At 44.5% G+C, this 24,981-nt stretch carries 20 protein-coding genes; 7 read left to right on the forward strand and 13 right to left on the reverse strand.

Annotated elements, in window-relative coordinates:
- Positions 1 to 29 precede the first annotated feature (29 nt).
- From NAF17_RS07165 to NAF17_RS07180, 4 genes are all read left to right on the forward strand, one after another.
- Positions 30 to 2,312 carry a GH92 family glycosyl hydrolase gene (locus NAF17_RS07165; protein WP_252757298.1) on the forward strand — a complete coding sequence of 761 codons (2,283 nt, stop codon included), beginning with the start codon at positions 30 to 32 and terminating at the stop codon, positions 2,310 to 2,312.
- A gap of 28 nt (positions 2,313 to 2,340) precedes the next feature.
- A complete protein-coding gene (locus NAF17_RS07170; protein WP_252757299.1) occupies positions 2,341 to 3,459 on the forward strand; it encodes a Gfo/Idh/MocA family protein in 1,119 nt (372 codons plus the stop codon).
- A 202-nt stretch (positions 3,460 to 3,661) separates the two neighbouring features.
- The gene (locus NAF17_RS07175; RefSeq protein ID WP_252757300.1) at positions 3,662 to 4,573 is read left to right on the forward strand and encodes a polysaccharide deacetylase family protein; all 912 of its coding nucleotides are present in this window, start codon (positions 3,662 to 3,664) and stop codon (positions 4,571 to 4,573) included.
- A gap of 82 nt (positions 4,574 to 4,655) precedes the next feature.
- Positions 4,656 to 5,126 (forward strand): nuclear transport factor 2 family protein, encoded by a 471-nt coding sequence (locus NAF17_RS07180; protein WP_252757301.1) that lies wholly within the window; start codon positions 4,656 to 4,658, stop codon positions 5,124 to 5,126.
- Positions 5,127 to 5,278: 152 nt separating this feature from the next.
- Here the strand turns inward: NAF17_RS07180 and NAF17_RS07185 are convergent, their stop codons facing one another.
- Complete coding sequence (locus NAF17_RS07185; protein WP_252757302.1) at positions 5,279 to 5,533, reverse strand: hypothetical protein; 255 nt, start codon at positions 5,531 to 5,533, stop codon at positions 5,279 to 5,281.
- A 129-nt stretch (positions 5,534 to 5,662) separates the two neighbouring features.
- Here NAF17_RS07185 and queG point away from each other — a divergent pair, with 129 nt between their 5' ends.
- Positions 5,663 to 6,598 carry a tRNA epoxyqueuosine(34) reductase QueG gene (gene queG, locus NAF17_RS07190; RefSeq protein WP_252757303.1) on the forward strand — a complete coding sequence of 312 codons (936 nt, stop codon included), beginning with the start codon at positions 5,663 to 5,665 and terminating at the stop codon, positions 6,596 to 6,598.
- Between the two features lie 140 nt (positions 6,599 to 6,738).
- Here the strand turns inward: queG and NAF17_RS07195 are convergent, their stop codons facing one another.
- Positions 6,739 to 7,755, reverse strand: coding sequence for a 3'-5' exonuclease (locus tag NAF17_RS07195; RefSeq protein WP_252757304.1), 1,017 nt, complete (start codon positions 7,753 to 7,755; stop codon positions 6,739 to 6,741).
- A 119-nt stretch (positions 7,756 to 7,874) separates the two neighbouring features.
- Between NAF17_RS07195 and NAF17_RS07200 the strand changes: the two genes are divergently transcribed.
- Together NAF17_RS07200 and NAF17_RS07205 are read left to right on the forward strand one after the other, a co-directional pair.
- On the forward strand, positions 7,875 to 9,845 hold the full coding sequence (locus NAF17_RS07200; RefSeq protein WP_252757305.1) for a transglutaminase family protein: 1,971 nt from the start codon (positions 7,875 to 7,877) through the stop codon (positions 9,843 to 9,845).
- Positions 9,845 to 11,752, forward strand: a complete 1,908-nt coding sequence (locus NAF17_RS07205; protein ID WP_252757306.1) for a DUF3858 domain-containing protein — start codon at positions 9,845 to 9,847, stop codon at positions 11,750 to 11,752. The genes NAF17_RS07200 and NAF17_RS07205 overlap by 1 nt, the downstream gene beginning before the upstream one ends.
- Here NAF17_RS07205 and NAF17_RS18080 read toward each other — a convergent pair.
- From NAF17_RS18080 to NAF17_RS07255, 11 genes are all read right to left on the reverse strand, one after another.
- Positions 11,749 to 11,871 carry a hypothetical protein gene (locus tag NAF17_RS18080; protein WP_256474436.1) on the reverse strand — a complete coding sequence of 41 codons (123 nt, stop codon included), beginning with the start codon at positions 11,869 to 11,871 and terminating at the stop codon, positions 11,749 to 11,751. The two genes, NAF17_RS07205 and NAF17_RS18080, sit on opposite strands and share 4 nt — an antisense overlap.
- Before the next feature lie 37 nt (positions 11,872 to 11,908).
- Positions 11,909 to 12,511 (reverse strand): C40 family peptidase, encoded by a 603-nt coding sequence (locus NAF17_RS07210; protein WP_252757307.1) that lies wholly within the window; start codon positions 12,509 to 12,511, stop codon positions 11,909 to 11,911.
- A 132-nt stretch (positions 12,512 to 12,643) separates the two neighbouring features.
- Positions 12,644 to 15,253 carry a DNA mismatch repair protein MutS gene (mutS, locus tag NAF17_RS07215; RefSeq protein ID WP_252757308.1) on the reverse strand — a complete coding sequence of 870 codons (2,610 nt, stop codon included), beginning with the start codon at positions 15,251 to 15,253 and terminating at the stop codon, positions 12,644 to 12,646.
- Positions 15,254 to 15,520: 267 nt separating this feature from the next.
- The gene (locus NAF17_RS07220) at positions 15,521 to 16,237 is read right to left on the reverse strand and encodes a DUF2071 domain-containing protein (RefSeq protein ID WP_252757309.1); all 717 of its coding nucleotides are present in this window, start codon (positions 16,235 to 16,237) and stop codon (positions 15,521 to 15,523) included.
- 289 nt (positions 16,238 to 16,526) lie between these two features.
- Positions 16,527 to 18,992, reverse strand: a complete 2,466-nt coding sequence (gene ccsA / locus NAF17_RS07225; protein ID WP_252757310.1) for a cytochrome c biogenesis protein CcsA — start codon at positions 18,990 to 18,992, stop codon at positions 16,527 to 16,529.
- A 9-nt stretch (positions 18,993 to 19,001) separates the two neighbouring features.
- On the reverse strand, positions 19,002 to 19,415 hold the full coding sequence (locus NAF17_RS07230) for a cytochrome c maturation protein CcmE domain-containing protein (protein WP_252757311.1): 414 nt from the start codon (positions 19,413 to 19,415) through the stop codon (positions 19,002 to 19,004).
- Positions 19,416 to 20,245: 830 nt separating this feature from the next.
- On the reverse strand, positions 20,246 to 21,682 hold the full coding sequence (locus NAF17_RS07235; protein WP_252757312.1) for a Glu/Leu/Phe/Val family dehydrogenase: 1,437 nt from the start codon (positions 21,680 to 21,682) through the stop codon (positions 20,246 to 20,248).
- Between the two features lie 158 nt (positions 21,683 to 21,840).
- A complete protein-coding gene (locus NAF17_RS07240) occupies positions 21,841 to 22,041 on the reverse strand; it encodes a CcmD family protein (RefSeq protein ID WP_252757313.1) in 201 nt (66 codons plus the stop codon).
- 1 nt (position 22,042) lies between these two features.
- Positions 22,043 to 22,708 carry a cytochrome c biogenesis protein CcsA gene (ccsA, locus tag NAF17_RS07245; protein ID WP_252757482.1) on the reverse strand — a complete coding sequence of 222 codons (666 nt, stop codon included), beginning with the start codon at positions 22,706 to 22,708 and terminating at the stop codon, positions 22,043 to 22,045.
- A gap of 285 nt (positions 22,709 to 22,993) precedes the next feature.
- Complete coding sequence (locus tag NAF17_RS07250) at positions 22,994 to 24,181, reverse strand: carboxypeptidase-like regulatory domain-containing protein (RefSeq protein WP_252757314.1); 1,188 nt, start codon at positions 24,179 to 24,181, stop codon at positions 22,994 to 22,996.
- Positions 24,182 to 24,210: 29 nt separating this feature from the next.
- Complete coding sequence (locus NAF17_RS07255) at positions 24,211 to 24,894, reverse strand: heme exporter protein CcmB (protein WP_252757315.1); 684 nt, start codon at positions 24,892 to 24,894, stop codon at positions 24,211 to 24,213.
- Between the last annotated feature and the right edge of the window lie 87 nt (positions 24,895 to 24,981).

Genomic DNA, 24,981 nt, shown 5'->3' on the forward strand with positions numbered 1-24,981 from the left:
GTTTACATCTATTATACTTTAAATCACAAATGAAAAAAAGATTCCTTCTTTTAAGTGCCCTCCTGTTTGCAGCTTCTTCATTTGCACAACAGGTTGCTAAAGTAACTGACCCTGTTGAATGGATCAATCCGCTGATGGGTACGCAATCAAAATACGACCTGAGTAACGGCAACACCTACCCCGCCATTGCCGTGCCCTGGGGCATGAACTTTTGGACGCCTACAACAGGTAAAATGGGCGACGGGTGGCAGTACACTTACGATGCCTACAAAATAAATGGCTTTAAACAAACCCACCAGCCATCGCCATGGATGAATGATTACGGGCAATTTGCCATAATGCCGGTAACCGGTGAGCTAAAAGTTTCGCAAAAAGGCCGCGAAAGCTGGTTCTCGCACAAAGCTGAGATTGCAAAGCCATACTACTACAGCGTTTACCTTGCCGCCCATGATGTTACTACAGAGATAACACCTACTGAGCGTAGCGCGCAGTTCAGGTTCACTTACCCGCAATCGAACAATTCTTATATTATAGTTGACGCGTTTGATAAAGGATCATACGTAAAAGTTATCCCAGGCGAGAAAAAAATAGTTGGTTACTCTACCAAATATGCCCGCGGCCCGCTTAAGAACTTTAAGAACTACTTTGTAATTTATGTAGATAAGCCAATTACAACCGCCCAGGTTTACAGTGATACCACTTTAAAAGACGGTTTAGAACTTGATGCTAAGCACGCTATGGCGGTTATCGGTTTCAAAACTACAAAAGGCGAAAAAGTGAACATGAGGGTAGCCTCATCATTCATCAGCATTGAGCAAGCTGAAATAAGCTTGAACAGGGAGATTGGCAAAGATAACTTCGACCAAACCAAACTAAAAGCAAAAGCCGTTTGGAACAAAACCTTAAGCAAACTGGCTGTAGAAGGTGGTTCGGTAGAGCAGGTAAAAACATTTTACTCTTGCCTTTACCGCATGCTGTTCTTCCCCAATAAAATGTACGAACTGGATGCCAAGAACCAACCGGTACACTGGAGCGCTCAAAACGGACAGATCCTACCGGGTTACAAATTCGCTGGAACAGGCTTTTGGGATACCTTTAGGGCTTTATACCCGTTCCTGAACCTGGTATACCCATCTATCAATAAAGAGATGCAGGCCGGTTTGGTTAACGATTACAAAGAAGGCGGATGGTTGCCCGAGTGGAGCAGCCCCGGTTATTCTGACGTAATGGTGGGTAACAACTCTGCTGCTGTAGTATCTGACGCCTACCTGAAAGGTGGTCGCGGATATGATATCCAAACGCTGTATCAGGCGCTTTTACATGGTGCCAATAATGATGGCCCTAATGCTACCGGCCGCGATGGTGTAGATTACTACAACACATTAGGCTATGTACCATACGATGTTAAAATAACCGAGAATGCAGCCCGTACTTTAGAGTACGCTTTCGACGATTTTACTATTTACAAACTGGGCAAGGCATTAAATCGCCCTGCATCTGAAACAGAAATCTACCGCAAACGCAGCATGAACTATAAAAACCTGTTTGATAAAGAAACAGGTTTAATGCGTGGTAAAAACAAGGATGGTAAATTCCAGTCTCCGTTCAATCCTTTCAAATGGGGCGATGCCTTTACCGAAGGTAACAGCTGGCACTACACCTGGAGCGTGTTCCACGACATCCAGGGCTTGGTTGACCTGATGGGTGGTAAACAAAAATTCAGCGCCAAACTGGATTCAGTTTTCAGCCTTCCTCCTATTTTTGATGACAGCTATTATGGCGAAGTGATTCACGAGATCCGCGAGATGCAGATTGCCGGAATGGGCCAGTATGCGCATGGTAACCAACCCATTCAGCATATGACCTACCTGTACAACTACTCGGGCGAGCCATGGAAAACCCAATTGCACGTACGCGATGTGATCAATAAAATGTACCACTCTGCCCCTGACGGTTACTGTGGCGATGAAGATAACGGCCAAACATCTGCCTGGTATGTATTTTCGGCAATGGGTTTTTACCCGGTAACGCCTTCTACAGATCAGTACGTTTTAGGTGCACCGCTGTTCAAAAAAGTGATCCTTACCTTAGAGAACGGCAAAACCGTTACCATTAATGCTGCTAAAAACAGCACAGCAAACAGGTTTGTAACTAGCTTAAGTGTAAATGGCAAACCATATACAAACAACTGGTTAAGCCACAAAGCGCTGCAACAGGGGCAAGTTTTAAACTTTAATATGTCGGCTGTACCAAACAAGGCAAGAGGTACAAAAGCGGCAGATGTACCTTATTCACTGTCAAATGAGAAGTAATTCAAACATAAAATTCATTAAACTTATAATGTGCCTGATACTTGTATCGGGCACATTGATGTCGTTTGGGCAGGTTACCCCGGTCGTTAAACCCGTGCCGCCTACCATACCAGTTGTACCTGTATTACTAAGCACACAAAAAATTGGGATAGCAGGACTGGCGCACGACCATGTGCACAACATCCTTGGCGATTACCGCGACGGCAAAGTGCTTATTGTAGGTATAGCCGAGGCCGATAAACAGTTGCGTGCCCGTTACCAGAAGCAATATAACCTACCCGATTCTATCTTTTTTGATGACCTTAAGAAAATGGTTACCGCCAAAAAGCCTGACGTGGTTTTAGGGTACAACCCGGTTGCAAAACACATTGATATTGTGGAGGTTTGCGCCCCGTTGGGCATATCTGTAATGGTAGAAAAACCATTGGCAGCTACCCTTGCACAAGCCATCCGTATGGAGTTTTTAGCTTTAAAATACTACATTAAGCTTATGACCAATTACGAAACTACCTGGTATCCATCTTACCAGCATGTGTACAATTTGGCCGCCAAGGATAGCCTCGGGCAGATCCGCAAGATGGTAGTGCATGATGGCCACCAGGGGCCAAAAGAGATCGGTTGCAGCAAGGACTTCACCAACTGGCTTACCGACCCTGAACTGAACGGTGCGGGTGCCCTTAACGATTTTGGCTGCTACGGCGCCAACCTGATGACCTGGTTGATGAATGGCCAGAAACCTATAGCGATTACGGCTGTTGCCCGCCATTTTAAGTTACAGACTTACCCAAAAGTGGAGGATGACGCTACAATCATTGTAGAATACCCTACCGCAACAGGTATTATCGAAGCATCCTGGAACTGGCCCTTCTCAATTAAAGATTTGGAAGTGTTTGGGGATGAGGGATATATGCACGCGTTAGACAAGGATAACGTAACCACCCGCATCGACAAAAAACCGATGACCACCATTATTGCCCCGCCATTGTTGGCACCAAATGACCACCCTATCTCGTACCTGCAACAGGTTGTAAACGACAGGCAAAGGGGTATTGCCGATAGATCGTCACTTAAATATAACATGATAGTGATGCAGATACTGGATGCCGCCAAGCGGTCTATAGCAGAAAATAAACGGATAGTACTTTAGTACTATCCGCAAAAAATTAAAGCCCGCAAATAGCGGGCTTTTTTGATTTTAGCGGTAGAAATGACGACTTTTTTTCGCCCTTTTTTCACCAAAAAACGACCTTGGTTTTCCAAAATTGATATCGAAATAAAATTTATTAACAGTTAATACATCCCTTTTAGATTTATACTAATTTAGCGGTTCAAAAATCATCCTCCGTAATATGTTAAAGCAACTTTCGGCAGTATTGCCACTTGTACTTTTTGGCATGGTAGCATGCCAGTCTAAACCAACATCGACAGACAAGGCCTCTGCAGACAGCGCTAAAACGGCAACCCAAGAAACTTCATCGCCCGTAGCAAAACTGGCTACCGGCCCTATTGATAAAGCCGCTGTTTTGGCCCGCAAGCAGGTACCAATTGTTTGCTACCACCAAATTCGCGACTGGAAGGCTACCGACTCTAAAAACGCTAAAGACTACATTGTACAAATTGCCGCTTTTAAAGAGCACATGAAAATGCTGGCCGACAGCGGTTACCACACCATACTGCCCGATCAGTTGTACAACTACCTGGTTGCAGGCGCGCCGTTGCCTAAAAAACCCATCATGTTAACATTTGATGATACCGATCTTGACCAGTTTACCATCGCCGCTCCCGAAATGAAGAAATACGGTTTTAAAGGCGTTTTCTTTGTGATGACGGTATCAATAGGCCGCCCGCACTATATGACCACGGAGATGATCAAAAAACTGTCTGACGATGGCAATGTAATTTCCAGCCACACTTGGGACCATCACCGTGTAGACAAATACTCGCACAATTCAAACCTGGTTATTAAAGGACTTAACGGTAAAATCACTAACCGACCTGTTGACGACTGGGTTACCCAAATTGATAAACCAACTAAAAAGCTGGAAGAAATTACCGGTAAAAAAATCTATTACTTTGCTTACCCATTTGGCATCTGGAAAAAACCTGTATTGCCTGAACTTGATAAAAAAGGATTTAAGATGGCTTTCCAGTTAGCTGATAAACGCGACCCGGATTACCCGTTGTTGACTGTACGCCGCATATTAGATAGCGGTTACTGGAGCACTAAAACGTTTGGTAATAGCGTAAGGAATAGCTTCTAATACAAAGATACGAAATTTAAAACCCTCTTTTGCATTGCAAAAGAGGGTTTTGTTTTTAAATGACAATCCTTACTTTTAAACCATGACAATCACCCTACGCCCTATCCTGTTCGTACTATTGGCTACGGCCTTGGCGGCATGTAATAACAAGCCAGAAACGCCCGTGGTTAACCAAACCGAAGCATCAAAACAGATCATAGACGAGCATTTCCGCTACCTGAACGATAAAGACCTTAAAGGCTTAGTTGCACAATACGCCGACAAGGCAAAAATAACCACTACCGATTGGGATGGCGAAAGCGTTGGCCCAAAAGGTGCTGATGAAATTTTCCATCAGGTATTTTATGTATCGCCGGATGCCAAATATTTGGTTGATAATATCATCAATACCGATTCGACCGTGGTAGTGGAGTATGACGTTATTGGCCTGAAAGAAAAAGCCGGCAGCCCAATACGTTACGATCTGCGCAACGCCAGCATTTTTAAGATAAAGAGTGGTAAGATAGTTGCTGAGGCTACTTACTCAAATTCAAAGTTATATCATAACAGGTAGTAGTATCCTCCGCGCGTAATTGCGAGGAGCGATAGCAACGTGGCAATTTTTGACATGCTTGCCGCCTACTCTTCTATCGAAGACCGCCACACTACGCTCGCAATAACGGGTACAAACAATAAAGCCTTTCCATTTTGAAAAGGCTTTATTGTTTACAAATTTTCGCCTGCCGGGCCCTGCCCTTTATTAGAAGAGGTTTGCTCTGTTGGGTTTTCCAACTCGGGGGTATCGTTGGGGATATCTGCTGCTACAGTTTCCGGTGTAACGGTCGGGATCTTTTTAGCAAGGTCCTTATCGTTTACATCATGTTTTAAAGTTTCGTTGTCAACATTGGCCACGTTTCCGGTTATATCGTGGTTTTGGCCCTGGCCATTGGCCCTGTCAAATCCTGCTGGTTTATTTTCCATAGTTGTATTATTTGCATATAACCTACCAAAAGCCATACCATTATTTAAAAAGAAAATTATTTAACACATATAAAATTATTGGCAAAGCCTGGCGCATTCAAAAACATTGCATTATAGTATCTTTACGCCATGCAGCAAAACCTGTCGGCATATTCGCAACTCATAAAAACCGAGGCCAAAAACCTGGGCTTTTTGTTTTGTGGCATAGCCAAGGCAGAATTTTTAGAGCAGGAAGCACCCCGGCTGGAGGCATGGCTGAACAAAGGCATGCACGGCGAAATGCGCTACATGGAAAACTACTTCGATAAACGGCTCGACCCGCGTTTACTGGTAGATGGGGCTAAGTCGGTTATCTCCCTCGGGCTAAACTATTATACCGATACCACGCAGCTGGATCCATCGGCACCCAAAATTTCCAAATACGCTTACGGTGCTGATTACCATACTGTTATTAAAGACAAGCTAAAGCAGTTATTAGAGCTTATCAACCAAAAAATTGGCGAGGTTGGCGGCCGTGCGTTTGTAGATTCGGCACCGGTATTGGATAAGGCCTGGGCAAAAAAAGCGGGCATGGGCTGGGTTGGTAAAAACAGCAACCTCATTAGCAAGCAGGCTGGTTCATTCTTCTTTTTAGCAGAGCTGATCGTAGATATTGAACTGGAGTATGATATTGACCCCACTGCCGACCATTGCGGCACCTGCACCCGCTGTATAGACGCTTGCCCTACCGATGCCATAGTTGGCCCTTACGTGGTTGACGGCAGCAGGTGTATCTCCTACCTTACCATCGAACTCAAGAACGAGATTCCACAGGAATTTAAAGGCAAAATGGATAACTGGATGTTTGGCTGCGACATCTGCCAGGACGTTTGCCCCTGGAACCGCTTCTCGGCACTCCACAACGAACCATCATTTGCTCCCCACCCGGAACTTCATGGTTTAAAAAAAGAAGACTGGGAGGATATTACGACCGATGTATTTCAAAAGGTTTTCAAGAACTCGGCTGTGAAACGAACGAAGTTTGAGGGGCTGACAAGGAATATTCAGTTTCTGAAAGAAATATAACTATGTTATTTTGAGGAGCGATAGCGACGTGGCAATCTTCGACATTTTGGTCTGCTGCTTTCTATCGAAGATTGCCACGCTATCGCTCGCAATTACGCGCAAAGTTGAGGCACGCAAAAAAACTAATCTCAAACTTCCAATTAATTTTTCTTAAACTTCATCGCCAGCTGTGCCAGCATATCTTCATCTACAGGTTTGGCAGGCTCTTCCTTCTTTTTAACAGGCTGGCTGTTTAGCTGCGGGCTGCTTTTGGGGCTATTGTTTTGGAATGCCGGTTTTGGTGCTTGTGGCTGGGCAGGTGTTTGTGCAGCGGCAGGTTGTGCCGGCCTATTTTGCTGGCGTTCTGCTACTCGTTTGGCGTTCCAGCGTTTATAAATTTCTTCCAGCTTACGTTTGGTATACAGCGGGAAATCGCCCTGCATCATCCACGAGTAGTAGCTTGGCTCAGCATTAAGTACATCCTCTACCCTTTTACCTTTGTGCTTGCCAAAGTTTATGGTTTCTTCACCCTGCTCATTATATACCATGCGGCCGGCAAAATCAACCGGGCGGCTCAGGTTGGTAAACTTGTGTAAGGCCTCTACATCACCCACAACGGGCGTGCTTTTAACACCTTTTTTATCTTCCCATTCCTGGTTCTCGTAACGCTCTATCTGCGCCAGCAAAACCTCCATGGTGGCGCGGGTATCAGCCTCGGCCGAGTGCGCGTTAATAATCTGTTTATCGCAATAAAACTGGTAAGCAGCCCTTAAAGTACGTTGCTCCATCTGGTGGAAAATGTTCTGTACATCCACAAAATGGCGGTTATCCAGGTCAAACTGGATGCCCGCGCGTAAAAACTCTTCCATCAGCATGGGTATGTCAAACTTGTTGGAGTTGTATCCCGCAAGGTCGCTATCGTGGATAAATTCGGCTATTTGCTGTCCAATTTCATGAAACTGTTTCTCGTCTTTAATATGCTCATCATAAATGCCGTGCACCAACGATGATTCTAAAGGAATTGGGATGCCCGGATGTACGCGCAGGGTTAGTACATCCTCGCTGCCATCGGGGTTAAGTTTAATAACAGAGATCTCTACGATGCGGTCGGCGCCAATATTGGTACCGGTAGTTTCCAGGTCGAAAAAGGCCAGAGGCCGTATTAATTGTAATTTCATTTTTGCTTATCAGTACTACAAAGGTGGTAAAACTATCAAAATTATCGGCACACTATTTTTGGTGTAAAATGTCAGGATATTTTCATATTTTCAAATCAATAAATCTCAACCTAAACTACATGAATAAATTTTTACTTAACCTGCTGGTATTCATTTCTTTTACCACGCTGGCATCTGCACAGGATTTCCCCTTCGGTAAATTCACCGTGGATGAAATGCACCTTAAAAACTACAAGAACGATACATCCGCCCACGCCGTAGTGCTAAACGAATTCGGCTCATCCCGGATAGATATCGCCGGCGACGACCACATTAAAACCTTTTTTAAATATCACACCAAAATAAAAATACTGGATACTAAAGGTTTCGGCAAAGGCACCGTAGCTATCTCGTTCTATGATAGCCAGGATACACATGACGAAGTTATAGACGTTAAAGGTACAACCACTTATATTGATGAAAGTGGCGGGATAAAAATTACCGAACTTGAACCATCAAAAATATACACCACAACCGAAAACAAGTATTGGAAAACGATCAAATTTGCCATGCCTAACCTGAGCGCAGGCTGTATAGTTGAATACAAATACACTAAATTACTGCAAGGTTTTGGCAGGATGCCGGCCTGGGAGTTTCAGGATGATATCCCGAAAGTAAATTCGCAATATGAAGTGCATATCCCAGCTTTTTGGACATTTAACGCCATGATTCGCGGGCCGTTAAAACTTACTAAAAGCAAGGCCGATGTTGAAAAAGAGTGCTTTAGCAGCCATGGTTCAAAGTGCGATTGCTCGTACTTAACATACGGCATGGCCGATATACCGGCGTTTATTAAAGAGGATTATATGACGTCGTCAAAAAATTTCCTTTCGGCCATATATTTTAACCTGGAGGAATGGACAAACCCTTATACCAATGTTAAAAATAAAGAAACCAAAGAATGGAAGGATATAGACTACAACTTTAAACATGCCGATTACTTTGGTTCGCAAATAAAAAAGAACCTGCTAAACCCGTATATAGCCCCGGTAATAGCAGGTAAAACTACCGAAATAGATAAAGCCGTGGCCGTCTATCGCTACATACAAAAAAACATTAAATGGAACGAGATCAATTCGCGCGGCAGCGACGGTGTTAAAAAGGCGCTTGATAAACACACCGGCGATGTGGCCGATATAAATTTAGCATTGGTAGCCGCCTTAAATTCGGCAGGGATCAAAACAGATGCGGTACTACTATCAACCCGTGTTAACGGCTTGGTAAACAGGCTTTACCCTGTAGAGAGTGAATTTAATTACGTTATTGCCAAAACCACGATAGGCACGGATACCTTTCTGCTTGATGCTACCGACCCTACACTGCCTTTTGGTATGCTGCCTATAAAATGCCTTAACGACCAGGGGCGGGTAATGAGCCTCGATAAGCCATCGTACTGGATAGACCTTGTTGCTAAACAAACACAAAACACTGCCAGTAATTTAGAATTTACCCTACAGCCCAATGGCAAGCTTAAGGGCACCATCACCACCTACTCCATGGGTTATGCGGCCTTTAATAAACGCAAGGAGATCAAAAAATTCAATACCGTTGATGAGTATGTAGAAAACCTTGACGAGAAGCTGGTTAAGACGAAGATCTTGAAATCGACCATTAGCAATGTAGATAGCCTGGATGTACCGTTGTGCGAAGTTTACGAGGTTGAGATTGATGTATTTGACAACCTTAACCACAACCGCATGGCGTTTAACCCTGTTTTGTTTGAAAGGCATACCACTAACCCCTTTAAACTGCAGGAGCGCACCTACCCTGTAGACTGGGGCGTATCATCAAACGACAGGTACACCTTAACTATGCACCTGCCTGCCGGGTACGCCATTGAAAGTTCGCCGCAACCAGCCGGTGTGGCCTTACCAAACAAAGGCGGCAAGTTTTTAACAGAATTTAGTGGCGCCGGCGATACGTTCACTTACTCAAACGTGATCCAGTTCACAAAATCTGTTTACGCGCCAGAGGAGTACCCTTACCTGAAAGAATTTTACAATAAAATAATAGCATCGGAGAAAACCGAGATAGTAATCAGGAAAAAGTGATGAAAAAGTTTTTAACCCTGTTTTTAATTTTGGGTACAGCCGCGTGCGCGAATGCCCAGGCAAATTATGAGGTAAGCAGGATCCCTAAAGAGCTGCTGCCTTATTCAAGCGCCGTTGTGCGCGATGAAAGCGTTTACACCCAGGTAGATGGCGGTAATACGCTATACCATATCAAAAAAGCCATTACTGTACTGAACAAAAATGGCGACGACCTTGCCCATATTGTGGTTTGGCATGATAAAAGCAACGTTATAAAGGGCATTAAGGGGGCGGTTTATGATGAATTTGGAAAGCTGAGCAGCAAGTTTTCTGAAAAGAACTTTGAGGACCAGGATGCTTCTAATGATTTCTCTTTATTTGAAGATTCGCGGGTGAAACATTACATCCCGTCGATAGGATCGTACCCGTACACCATAGAATATGAGTATGACCTTAGATCGAGGCAAACGTTAAATATAAGGGATTGGAAACCCAACCTATACCCGGGCTTAGCCGTAGAGAAAAGCTCTTACACGTTTGCCTGCAAGCCCGATTTCGACATCAGATATAAAGAAATAAACATGCCGGCTAAGATGGTTGCCGGCTACACTAAAGAGGGCCTTAAAACCCGTACCTGGCAATTAAGTAACCTAAAAGCGGCACGAAGCGAACCTTACAGCCCTATTAAAGATACTTACTTAAGCACGGTTAAAATAGCACCTAAACATTTTGTTTACGCGGGCATCAGCGGCAGTTTCAATAATTGGAATGAGTTGGGCAGATGGAATTATGATAAGTTATTAGCTAACAGGCAGGCCCTTCCCCCCGCTACCATTGCACAAATAAAAGAATTAACGAATGGCATTATCGATATAAAACAGAAGGCCAAAAAGATCTACGAGTACATGCAGGGCAAAACCCGTTATATTAGCGTACAGGTAGGTATTGGCGGCTACCAGCCGTTTTTGGCAAGCGATGTAGATAGGTTGAGCTATGGCGATTGTAAAGCATTGGTTAATTATACCCAGGCATTATTAAAGGCCGCGGATATCCCATCGTGGTATTGCGTGGTAGAGGGCGGTAACGCCAAAACAAGCATGCTTGATGATTTTGCCAGCATGGGCCAGGGCAACCATGTGATACTTTGCCTGCCTATAAAAAACGATACTACCTTTTTAGAGTGCACCAGTCAAAAGATCCCCTTTGGTTTCTTAAGTGATTTTACCGACGACCGTACCGTACTGGCCTGCACACCCGAAGGTGGCAAGCTTTTGCATACCCCAAAATACACCGCTGCGGACAACCTGCAAACCCGTAAGGCCAACCTGGTAATAGCAGCCGATGGTGAACTGAGCGGCAGCATAAACACGGTTTATAAAGGCACCCAGTATGATAACCCCGAAAGCCTGGTTGACGAGCCTTTGAAAGAGCAGGTGAAAATTATCCAAAAAATGTATGCGCACATTAACAATCTTAATGTAGAAAAGTTGGAAATTAAACAGGATAAAAAGGAACTGCCGATAGCAACCGAAAGCCTGGTATTTAACGCCTACGAGTTTGCCTCGCGCGATAATGGCAAGCTTTACTTTTCGCTTAACCCGCTAAACCGCAGCAGCAGCATCCGCGATGTGCGGAACCGTACAAACCCGGTTTACATCAATCGTGGTTATGTGGATGAGGATGAAATTGTTTACACCCTGCCTGCAGGTTACAAACCGGATATGGAGCCGATTGATGTAAGCATGAGCAAACCCTTTGGTAAGTTTAAGATGAGCAGTGTTTTTGCCGATGGTAAATTAACATTTAAACGCCGTGTTGAACTGATAGACGGCACCTACAGTAAAGATACCTACCCCGGCCTGGTGGCCTTTTACCAGCAAATTACCGAAGCCGACAATTATAATATGGTATTGGTTAAAACTAATTAACTAAATATGATAATACCGAGTATGATACCAACGATCATGATCACATACAACAGGATCTCGGTACCGGCGTAACGCTTATATTTAGTCCAGAAAGAATAGTCGTTTTTAGGATCATCCATCGGCACAAAAATACCAATAATAGTTAAGCAATGGTTATTAATTTGCCTGCGCCGAAGTAGCATCGCTGATTGAACCGCCGCGCGAAAAGAATTTATAGATGCCATTATCATGCAGCCTGGCTACCATTACACCTTTGCGGGTGCTGGCATGTACAAAATAACCGTTTTGCAGGTACACGCCTACATGGCTATATTGCTTGCCGTCAAAGTCGAAGAAAACCAGGTCGCCCTCTTTTAATTCCTCTTCGTATTTGCGTTTTACAACGTTTACTTGCTGGGCGCAGGTGCGTGGCAGTGGTTGGTCATATACCTGTAGTTGAAGTAGAAAAACTAATCCAGAGCAATCCACACCATCTTTATCCATCCCGCCAAAACGGTACGGTGTGCCATACCATTCATCTATAAAGCTATACAAACGGCCGTTTTGGATCTCGTTACGCTTTATCCCCATTAATGCCGAATACTTTTTAGCTATTTCTTTATCCGGCTTTACCATTACGTAAGGGCCACGCCTAACCGGGATGCCGTTTGGGGAAAAATCGACGTTATTCCTAACCGTCAGTTTTTTTGAGTGACAAGCGGATAGCAGGATCGCTGCAGCAAAAAATAATAACAGGCGTAAATGGCGAGGTATTAGCATGATCTAAAGATATCTGTTAACAATAAAATGTTGCATGGGGATTTATAAACATATTAACAAGCCCCATTTAAACCCTACCCGGAAGGGAGGGCTTACTATTAAAGTTTCCCCTTACGGGGGATTAGAGGGGCTCTACCCCTTTATTACCCTTTGGATCTCATCCAGCTTCATCAAAGCCTCTACCGGGGTTAGGGTATTAACATCGAGGTTGTTCAGCGTATCGCGGATTTTTACTAATACCGGATCATCTATTGAGAACATCTGCATCTGTACGGCTTGCTTCTGCACCTTGCGGATGCTTTCTTTGATATGTTCGCCACCGGTGCGTTCGTTTTCCAGTTTTTTGAGGATCTCATTGGCTCGACTCAAAACCTTTTGCGGCATCCCGGCCAGTTTAGCTACATGGATCCCGAAACTATGCTCACTGCCACCAGGTACCAGTTTACGCAGGAAGATGATCTGCTGCCCAACTTCCTTAACCGAAACATTGAAGTTTTTGATGCGATTAAAGCTGTTACTCAACTCATTTAACTCGTGGTAGTGGGTTGCAAACAGTGTTTTCGCCTTTGCAGTTGGGTGATTGTGCAGGTACTCGCCTATGGACCAGGCGATAGAGATCCCGTCATAAGTGGAAGTACCACGGCCTATCTCATCCAGCAGTATCAAACTGCGGTCGCTGAGGTTATTGAGGATACTGGCGGTTTCGTTCATCTCCACCATAAAGGTAGACTCGCCCGAGGACACGTTATCTGATGCGCCTACACGGGTAAATATCTTATCTACCAAACCAACCGACGCCGCTTTGGCAGGCACAAAACAACCCATCTGCGCCATTAATACGATAAGGCCGGTTTGCCTTAGCAATGCCGACTTACCCGCCATATTGGGGCCGGTAATGATGATGATCTGCTGGAAATCCGAATCCAGGAAAACATCATTGGTAATGTATTCCTCGCCCAATGGTAAATTCTTTTCTATCACCGGGTGGCGGCCGCCTTTTATATCCAGCACACGGCTTTCGTTCACATCCGGTTTAACGTAGTAGTTTTTGATGGATATGGTAGCAAAATTCAGCAGCACATCCAGGCGGGCTATCAGGATAGCGTTCAATTGGATGGGCTTAATATATTCTGCAAGGGCGTACAGCAGGTCGTTGTAAAGTTTGGTTTCCAGCACCAATATCTTTTCTTCGGCGCCTAATATCTGCTCCTCGTATTCTTTCAGTTCGGGGGTAATGTAGCGCTCGGCGTTCACCAGCGTTTGCTTGCGGATCCACTCCGTTGGCACCTTCTCGCGGTGACTATGCGTCACTTCTAAATAATAGCCAAACACATTATTGAACGAAACTTTCAGCGATGGGATGCCGGTAGCCTCAGCCTCACGTTTTTGGATCTCTAACAAATAACCTTTACCACCAAAAGCGATCTTACGAAGGCGGTCAAGCTCCTCGTTGATGCCCTCATTCATTACCGAACCTTTTACCATCATAACGGGTGGCTCGGGGTGTAATTCGCGGGCTATTTTTTCTGATATAGAGGTACACGGGTTTAGCTGCTCGCCAATGGCCTTCATGGGCTCACTTGCCGATTCCATAGTAAGTTTCTTAATACTCTCGATAGCTACCAAAGCCTTCTTCAATTGGCAAACCTCGCGCGGATTAGCTTTTTGCAGGCCTATCTTAGAAATCAACCTTTCCAGGTCGCCTATCTGGCGAATCTGATTTTGCAGGGTTTCGCGCAGTTCTTCCTGGGCTATCAGGTATTCCACAACGCCAAGGCGGTCTTGTATAGGCTTAATTTCTTTAAGCGGCATCACAATCCAGCGGCGCAGCATCCTTGCGCCCATGGGCGAGCAGGTATGGTCTAATACATCAACCAAAGTTAGCGCGTTCTCGTTGCTCGAGCCCACCAACTCCAGGTTGCGGATACTGAACCTGTCCAACCATAGGTACCGGTCTTCTTCTATCCGGCCAATGGCCGAAATATGCTGTAGGTTGCGGTGTTCGGTCTCATTCAAATAATGCAGCGCTACACCCGCAGCTACAATGCCCAGGCTCAGTTTTTCAATACCAAAACCTTTTAGTGACTTTACACCGAAATGCTTTAGCAAAGTTTCCTGCGCGTAATCGCCGCTGTAGGGCCAATCGTCGAGGGTGTAAGTGTAAAAGCGGTCGCCATAGGCGTCTTTAAAATCCTGCTGACGGCTTTTTGGGAAAATGATCTCGCTGGGTGCATAGCTTTGCAGCAGCTTATCAATGTAACTTGTGCTGCCCTGCGCGGTCAGGAACTCGCCTGTTGATATATCTATCAGTGCTATACCAATGCTGTTCTTCTCAAAATACAGCGAAGCAAGGTAATTGTTGCTTTTTTGATGCAGGATATTATCGCTGGTGGCAACGCCGGGGGTAACCAGTTCGGTAACGCCGCGTTTAACGATGGTCTTGGTGGTTTTAGGGTCTTCCAGCTGATCGCAAATGGCAACCCGCTGGCCTGCACGCACCAGTTTTGACAAGTAGGTATCCAGCGAATGATGCGGGAACCCCGCCAGCTCGATATACGTTGCGGCACCATTGGCCCTGCGGGTGAGCGTGATGCCTAAAATGCCCGAGGCTTTGATGGCATCGGCCCCAAAGGTTTCGTAAAAATCGCCCACGCGGAACAGCAGCAAAGCACCGGGGTACTTAGCCTTTATGGCGTTGTATTGCTGCATTAAGGGGGTTTCTTTGGTTTCGGTCTTAGCCAAGGGTATGTCCTGTTTTAATAATCTGCTAATTTAATCCATTGCCCGCGGAATAAGGGAATTGTGGAAAAGTTAAAGGGATGTGGAGAGAAGAAGGTGAGTTGGATTCAAAAAGACGTGAAGTATCGCGTCTCTACGAAAAATATAATTTAGAGGCGGGATACTGCACGCCCCCTTGCATACAAAAATCTCAATTGTCTGTATGAGCCTGTCGAAGACTTGTGCACTTTGCTAATGGTTCGACAGGCTCACCATGACAATAGTTTAAAATTAACAGCAAACTTTATTCGCTACCGACGACCATTCATGCTCAATATCGGTCATCAGTAAAGCATTGTCGAACGTTACAGAACCTTTGGGAAATATCGTTTCATCTTCAAAAAAGCTGGACTTTACATTGCTTACTTCAAGCGGGCTCATTTCCCATTTATAGGTATTCAACAGCAAGCCCTCTAACTTATTGCCATTTGGCGAATAGCCCAATGCCCCGCCTTTGAAGAATGCTGATACCTCGTCCATGTCATTAAATACCGAAGTACTGTTCAACTGGTCGGTCAATTTTGCATCTACGCTGATGGTTGTACCGTCAGAACTATTGAAAGCTACTTGGTAATTACCATCCTTTTCCTGCACATTAAACTTAGCACGGTAATGTTTACCCGGGAAAACCCTGCCCCCTGTTATCGTATTAAAAAGCGATGAAGTATCCCTGCGGGGAATATAAACGCCTTCCTTTAGCACACCGTCTTCCATCCATTCCACAGCAAAACGGTGGGCGCCATTCTCCGACCCCATACCAAATATAACCGGCAGTCCTTTGATCCGTACGTCCTTTAACCTAATGAGGCAGATCCCTGCAATGGCCTTACCTGCAACTAACTTTGGCTTGAACGGGCAGGGAATAACTTTCTCCGCAACCTCCGGGTCAACCGTAAAGTTAACCAGCATGCGCCGGTCGATTATTCCTTTAATTTTCGGTATCCACATTGGTGTAAATTAATAAATTTTAGTTATAATATCAAACCCAAACCGTCATTGCAAAGTACGAAGCAATCACTACAGAGGCAGAGCGACCCTGTATAGCAAAGAGATTGCCTCTTACAAACGACGCGCGGAAAAAAAAGACGCGAAGTATCGCGTCTCTACGAAAAATATAATGTGGAGGCGCGATACTTCGCGCCCCCTTGAATACAGTTGGCAAAAACAAATAAGCCACAGAATATCTCTGTGGCTTATTAATATCCTATTCCTCCGTTAGCTAACTGAGGCCGGGGGTCTAAACAATCTTCACCTCTTTATTCCTCCTCAATATCGACATAAAGAAACCGATGACCATAATGATGGTACCTGCCCACAGCAAGTTGATGTATGGGAACTCGATAGCTTTCATTACAATGAATTTCTTTTTGCTTTCCGGCTGCTGGTAAACGGTGATCTCCACCTTACCATCTGCCAGGGTTTTGCCCGGGATTATTTTGGTAAAGCGTAGTTTTAAACCTGCATCTTCTATCTTCTTGCCAAAATCAAACACGGCGCGGCCTTTTATCATGTAAACAGGTTCACTTTGGTATTTTTTACCGTGTGTGGTAATTTCCAGTTGCGCGCCTACGGCTATGTCTTTATTGGTAATGGGGATATTTTGCAGTTTTACGTTATTGTTTAAGCCTTTTAAAACGATGATCCCGTCGCGGTAGGCCATGGTATCGCCAACGGCAATTTCGTGGGTTACAGGGGCATCGTATTTCTTATCGTCGGTATTATCGCCATGCTGACCCTCTTCTTCTTTTGGCCCGGTGGTGATCACGTTAGTCATGGTGATGTGGGTGTACAAGTCATGGAACGGATAATGTTTGGTATCCGGAGTTGACGACATACCGCCCTGCGCCTGTATAACATTCGGCCTTAATACAAAACTTTCGGTTGTTTTGCCGTCTTTAACGCGTTTGTAATTGATGTTAAAGAAATGGCTTGCGCCCTCAATGGTATCGCTGGTAAAAGTTACCATATAATCTCCCATTTTAAGCGGCTCGTTCTTGTAAAGCAGAATATTCTCTTTAGGGTTTTCGTCTTTCACAAAGTCTGCGCTGTACTGTTCACCAGTCAGGTTTTCTGAAACCACCTTTTTTGTACCTGCGGATATCAATGCACCAACCAGTAACAAGCCGAAACCAATGTGCGCCACTGCCGAACCAGCCAACTTAAACTTGCCTTTTACAGCATCTGCTAAAATTTTACCGTTGCTTACAATAGTGTAGATAGAGCAAAGCATCACAATGATGAACAAAAAATGCAGCTTGTAAAAGCCCGTAGCGTAAACAACTAATGCGGTTATAAGCGCGGCAAAGCCAAAGTATACCAGCGTGGTGATGAAGAAACGGGTAGTGCCGGTCTTTTTATATTTCAGGAACTGGGCAAAGCCGCTTAGTAAGGCGATGATGACCGCGAACAATGCCTGGATAAAATTATAGTGTTTAACAGGATCAGTCGGTGGCGCCATTTTAGTACCAAACGCCAGGTTCCAAACCGGTATAGAGGTTACCAGAACCAAGTGGAAACACGACAAGCAAAGAAATATAGCACCAACAAACATCCAGAACTCGCGAGAATAGGTCTCTTCATCCTGTTTGGTTATAGGCATTTCTTTAAAGCGGCTAATTAGTAAATAAACCGTAATAGCAAAAAACACCAATATGCCAATAACCAGTTGCCAGAACAGGCCAAGATCGGTAAAGGCGTGTACGGAAGATTCGCCCAGTACCCCACTCCTGGCCAGGAACGATGAATACCAAACCAGCACAAATGCAACAAGCGTTAAAAATGTAGCCGTAAAGTACGAGTGACCGGTGTTTTTATAAACGATCATCACGTGTAAAGCGGCAACCAGTATCAGCCACGGGAAAATAGAAGCGTTCTCTACAGGGTCCCAAGCCCAAAAGCCACCAAAGTTTAACGACTCGTAGGCCCAGAACGAACCCATGATAACGCCCGTGCCCAATACCATACTAGAGAACAAAGCGTATGGGATAGCAGGCTGCACCCATTCCTTGTAGCGCCTTTTCCATAAGCCGGCCACCGCGAAAGCAAATGGCACAACCAATGATGCCGACCCTAAGAACAGCGTTGGCGGGTGGATGATCATCCAGTAGTTTTGCAGCGAAGGGTTCATGCCTTTGCCGTCTTTTATAAAATCGAGATAGTTTGGATTTTGGAAAATAGGACCTTCGATGCCTGAACTGCGCAGCAACATAAAAGGCGAACTGCCAATGTGCGCACTGCCAATTTGCAGGCCTAATATCATGGTGCCCAACACCACCTGCGATAAGGCAAGCGTTGTCATCACCGGTTTCTCCCATGATTTTGCTTTCCAGATCAGGATATTACCCAATACCGCTTCCCAAAACATCCACAGTAAAAACCCGCCCTCTTGCCCGTTCCAAAAACCCGAGATGAGGTAGTAAACAGGCAGTTCTTTAGAGGTGTACGACCATGCGTAATGGTATTCGAAATAATGATTGTAAAGGATGTAGAACAAACAAACACCCATGCCTATGATGGCCACGGTGTTTAACCAGTAGCCTATGCGGCCAAGGCGCAGCCACGAGTTATCGCTTTTGGCAACAGTTTCCTGCGTAGCGAAGAAATAACAGATAAAAGAAAAAAGGGCTGCACCAAATGCAAGTACGACAAAAAACTGGCCTAACTGCCCGGGTAACAGGTGTTCGCCTTTAAAAACTGTATCCATTAAATTTGATTATATACTGGCGCTCTTTTTGGCGCTCACTTCGCTAACATTCAGTTTGCCGTCCTGGTATTTCGACGGGCATTTCATCAGTATCTTAGAAGCATGGAACTCTCCACCGGTCATTTTACCGGTAAGCACTATCTGCTCCGAACGCTCAAAATCCTCAGGCTTGGTACCACTATAAACCACCTTGCACTCCTCGCCTTTATTATCTTTCATGTAAAAAGAGAAATAGTTGGCATCCTTGGTGGCATCGTAAAACAATTCTTTGGTTTTGTTTAAACGGCCAACTACGTGCAATTCACTTTTGGTGGATTTTGCATCGTTAAAAGAACCGTATGTACTTGTATTTGAATAGGTGCTGATAATAACCGCGATGGCGATAGCAATAACAACGATACCTATAATTGAGCTTTTCTTCATTAATTGATATTTTCCTGTATTACAGATTACAAAAATACAAAACGCAAAGCTAAATAAGTTTATTACGAGGGATATATATTATTTAGAATCGTTATTGATAGGGTTTGGGTTTTATTGTTGCTAAGACGTAGTTGAGTGTTATTGTGTTACAAATGGTTTAGAGTTTAGAGTGAACTGTTTCCTTGCAGAGATTTGTTTTAAACTAATCAATCACTAATCTTAAACACGGGCGTTGCCTGCTGCCCGGGCTATGCGTTGCAACTCCTCATTCCAGGCTGCTGATAGAAGCAGCCTTACATTCCGGGGTTTCCACTGCTATCCCTAACGCAAAAATTCCAATTTGTCATGCTGAGCGATAGCGAAGCATCTAATCGCCGACATGTATTTGCTATTTGTCTGAACCTGAATTTACCGAATTAATGAATTTTAAAAATATTTCTTTTTTCAAAAGCGCGGGCCTAAACGTCAAAGCGGGCGGGCCGGGAGTATGGCGGGAATGTCGGTTTAGCTTCGAAGTCCGCGCATGCGGCGAAAAACGTTAAGAACCGGCAGGGAAGGCGGAAGCATCGCTTTGACTTGGCCTTTTCTTTTGGTTCGTTTTCTTTGTGGCTAAGACAAAGAAAATGAACTTCCACAAGCTTGGCGTTAATCACTTCCGCACCTAACTAAGAACCAATCGGCAACTTTTCTTATCTAACAATATTTATCTGCGATGAGTTTCCTGCGGTCTGTTCACCTCGTTCAACGACATAATGGACTTTAGTAAACAAAAAAAGAGCGCCTTTCGGGCGCTCTTTTAATATTATAATGGAGATACTATCCCCAATGCATCATGGCCAAACACCAAGGTTTTGGTATGACACGGCTATTTTGTTGATAGCGCCCACCATGGCCGAGTTACGCAGGGTACCAATGGCAGGGTTGCTTTTGTAAATCTCGCGGATCTCGTGGTATGAACGGATCATGGTATCTTCCAAACCGGAGTTTACCAACTCTAACTCGGTTGCACCTTTAACGATGGTCGAGCGTTGTATCGGCGTTAGTGGTACACCTGTAATGCCTTCTACCATGTTAACCAGGTTTAGGTTTGAGTTTTCTTCGAACCTGCGGTTAATACGGCCAAATGCTACGTGGCTCAGGTTTTTCAACCACTCAAAGTATGATACGGTAACACCACCGGCGTTAGCATACATATCCGGGATGATCATACCACCTGCTTTGTAAAAAGCTTCTTCAGCTTCTGGTGAAGTTGGGCCGTTTGCACCTTCGGCAATAATTTTTGCCTTAATGCTGCCGATGTTTTGAATAGTGATCTGGTTCTCTAACGCGGCAGGTACCAAAATATCACATGGCTGCTCCAGGCCGTCCATGGTGTTTTTAAATTCTTTTTTTGCGCCGGCATATCCTAAGATAGAACCGGTTGCTTTGCGGTGCTGAAACACAGCTTCCACATCAAGGCCATCCTCGTTGTAAATAGCGCCTTCAAATTCGCAAAGGCCAACGATGACAGCACCAAACTCTGATAAGAATTTTGCAGAGTAGTAACCCACGTTACCCAAACCCTGTACAATTATTTTCTTGCCGGATAAGCCGGTGGTTAAACCAATTTTCTGCATATCCTCGCCAACACTAACACACTCGCGTACGGCAATTGCCACACCACGGCCGGTAGCCTCACGGCGGCCTGCAATACCGTGTAATGAAATTGGTTTACCTGTAACCGCGCCTAAAGCATCAAGCTGGCCCGGGTTCATGGTAGCGTATGTATCGGCTATCCAGCCCATTTCGCGCTCGCCCGAACCGTAGTCAGGTGCAGGCACGTCAATGCTGGGGCCTATAAAGTTTTTCTTAATAAGCTCTACCGTGTAACGGCGGGTAATGTTCTCCAGCTCGCTAACGGTGTAGTTTTTGGGGTTGATCTTGATACCACCTTTTGCACCACCAAAGGGCACGTTTACGATGGCACATTTGTAGGTCATTAGGGCAGCAAGGGCCATAACCTCATCCTCGTTCACCATTTCGCTGTAGCGGATACCACCTTTTGTTGGCGATTGGTGGTGCGAGTGCTCTACACGCCAGGCATCTATAACTTCAAAGCTATTGCCTTTGCGTATCGGGAAACGGAAACGGTAAACACTGTTGCATGATTTGATCTGATCTAACAAACCGGCATCGTGCTGGGTGAACTGCGCCGCATGATCGAAGTTTTTACATACATCACCAAAAAAGTGAGTATCCTGATCTGCGGTCGGATTATTGATATTCATAATTTAGAATTGGATAAATAATTAATTCCTTAAAAAAGTGCACAAATTTGGTATATTTTTTATCAATAATGCAAATTTAAAAAGTTAGTGTATCGCTTACACATCATATAAAACCCTACCCTATTATGGGTTTAAACAGCATAGCGCTATTTTTTGATTTAATTTTCTTTCTCTATTTTTTTTAATCTCCTGTCAATAGTGAACAGGTAAACAGCCAGGCCGGCAAATACAATTACAATGGTTCCAATCACCACGTAAATTTTGCCTTCGCTGCGCATTTTGTCGGCCATTTCAACATTTTGTGCTTTTACAGCTACAAAACACAGCAGCATTAATATCAGGGATACAATTCTTTTCATCTTAGTTGATTGCGTTCTTTTTATATTCAATTAAACGGATGCGGTAGCGGATAGTGGCTATCCAAACCGCCATTAAAGCCCAGGCGATAAAAGCAGGGTACAATACAACACGCATGCGGTTATCCATATCTAATTTGCCAAATGCAGGGTTACCGCCGTTGCCGGGGTGCAGCGAATCTGTCATGCGTGGTAACACCATGATCAGCACAATCATCACCGGGAAAGCGAAAATGTTATATATGGCCGAGATCTTGGCACGTTTCTGTTCCTCATCTATCGAGTTACGCAGTACCAGGTAGGCGCAATAAAGCAGGAAAGCTATTGCCGCGCTGTTTTGTTTAGGGTCGTTGCTCCAGTACTCGCCCCAGGTGTAGCGGGCCCACAGCATGCCGGTTATCAGCCCTAAAACAAAAAAGAAAATGCCTGTATTAGCCGCCTCAACAGCAATAAGGTCGTACTCCTCTTTACCCGTTTGTAAATATTTTATACTGTAAATTACCGATATGGTGAACACCGTAAACATGGCTATCCACATAGGTACGTGGAAGTAAGTGTTGCGGATGGTTTCGTGGAGTATCTCTAACCTTGGCACGCCAAGCAGGAAACCGGCAACAAGCGTGTAAAATATCATTACAACTGCTAATACTTTCCACCAGGTTTGATAAATGAATTTCATATATAAATTATGCTGCAAATGTACTAATTAGATGATTTGATTTATGCACTCCACGTTATTATTAGCAATGTTTCATTATGCATGCATATCAATTATGATTGTTATTTTAAGATGTTGGTTGAATTGAAAGATTGATAGGGGTTTACATTTGTGTGATGAGCTAATTTTGAGGCAGCGCAGCAAGGAAACGCGAAGTATCACGTCTTTGGCAGAGACATACTTATCTAACAAGATTTTTCCTCGTACCCCGTTCAAAATGACAAGGGAAAGTGTTTATCAATTCACCATCTGCTCCAACGGTTCATAATCAACCGGCAGCAGGTTGGCCAGTTTGGCTTTACTCCACGTCCCCTCATACAGCGGACTATCAGCCACTACCGTACCATTCAGGTCAAAATACACGGCGGGGCTAAGCAAGGTTATCACACTGGTTTCAAAATTCTCCATATCCAGCGGGCGGTACAGGTCTTTAAAGTCCTGCGTTTCGTGCTTTTTGGTGTAAACTACATACAGGTAATTGGGGAACGTCATCACAAATAAGCCTTCTTGCAGTGGTTTACGAATGATCTGGTAAGCGGTTAAGGCAGGTTTGGTAAGTTTCTCTTTATGCCAACGGGGCATATCCTGCTGTGCTAACCAATGCCTCGTGGAATCGCGGTTAAACATCTGGAACTGCTTTAGCTTGCGTTGTATTAGCAGATCTGGCGCGCGGTTAGGGTCAATGGTTCGGTTAAAATCGTAGATCTCGAACCCTTCCTGCTTAAGCTTGTTCTTATACAATGACCTATAAAAATGCCTTGCCGAACCATAGTAAGCTTCATCACGTTTTAACTTCCATTTAGCTTTTTGCACTTCGGTACCGGGTAGTTCTTCAAACAGCGCACGGCCGGCGTAGCTTATAGTGTTATTAAGGCTGCTGCTTAAAAACTCCTTCAGCAAAAACTTAACTCTATATCCAAGGGCCTCATTTTTCATCACCAAAAATTCATCGGTTGATGCCTCCAGCTCCATTTTTTTACGGCTATAAGCCAGGCTCAGTATTCTCGGGTTCTCTATCTTACAATATTTAGCGTTTTCGGTAACCCCTATAAAATCTTTCTTAAACAGTTCAAAGTTCTTCTTCCAGTCGGCATTGCTGGTGATGATCACTTCGCGCATCATCAGCACCTTTGTCGTAAGCGTTATAGCTAAGTTAGTAGTTGCTGACCCTACCATTACCTTTTGGGTGTACTCTTCAAAACCAATGGCAGATACAATTAGATCGTACTGACCGGGCTTAACACCCCGCAGGGTAAATGTGCCATCATCATTAGTGGCCGTACCAAATGTGGCGTTGTTTAAAAACACACTGGCTTTTGCTACCGGGTTATTTGAGCCTGTAAGCACTTTACCGCTGATAACGCTTTGGGCGGCCGCGGTAAAACTGAGGGTTATGCAAACAAATAAAAAGCACCAGCTTCGCATTGTAAAATGGTGTATTGTGATTGAAAACATTAGTCGCGCCACAAGTATGGGAAAAGAATTAATGATGACGCAATAACGATGATATTTATTGCTAATAACACACCAATGTTACCAAAGCTAAGGCTACGGTCTATCCCATCCATAGCGGCTTTGCTTACCCTAACCAGCAAAAGTATTACCGGGATTATAACCGGAAAGCTTAGAATAGCCATTAACGTGCCGTTATTGCCTGCCTTTGATGCGATGGCCGAGATCATGGTGAACACGGTAGAAAAACTCATGGCGCCAAATAGCACAGCTACAAAATAGAACACCTCATCGCCTACCGGATTAGGGAAAAATAGTTTATAAACCAGTAAAGCCAAAACGCTTAAAAGCGACATCAACAAAGTATTGTAAATGGTTTTTGACAGGATGATTGCCTGCGGATGCGCGATTGAATAATAATAAAGCAAGCGCGCTTTGCTCTCCTGCAAAAAGCTTTTGGCTATGGCGTTTACCGATGCAAACAGCATAATGATCCAGAACAGGATGTTCCAAACTATGGGGTAACCCTGGCTCTCTTTAAAACCCGGGTTAAGGTTAAAGGATATGTAGCAGACAAACACGGTAGAAACGATATAAAGCAGGATGCCATTGAAGGCGTATTTGGAGCGCCATTCCAGGATAATTTCCTTCTTTAAAAGTTCAATAGTTTGCCCCACAAGTTTCATACTGCAAAGTAAGCTAAAAAGTCGGGAAGTCGGAAAAGTCGAAAGTTGGAGGTATAAAACATGTTATGGTGAGCCTGTCGAACCCTT

The organism is Mucilaginibacter aurantiaciroseus (assembly GCF_024055595.1).
Taxonomy (GTDB): domain Bacteria; phylum Bacteroidota; class Bacteroidia; order Sphingobacteriales; family Sphingobacteriaceae; genus Mucilaginibacter; species Mucilaginibacter aurantiaciroseus.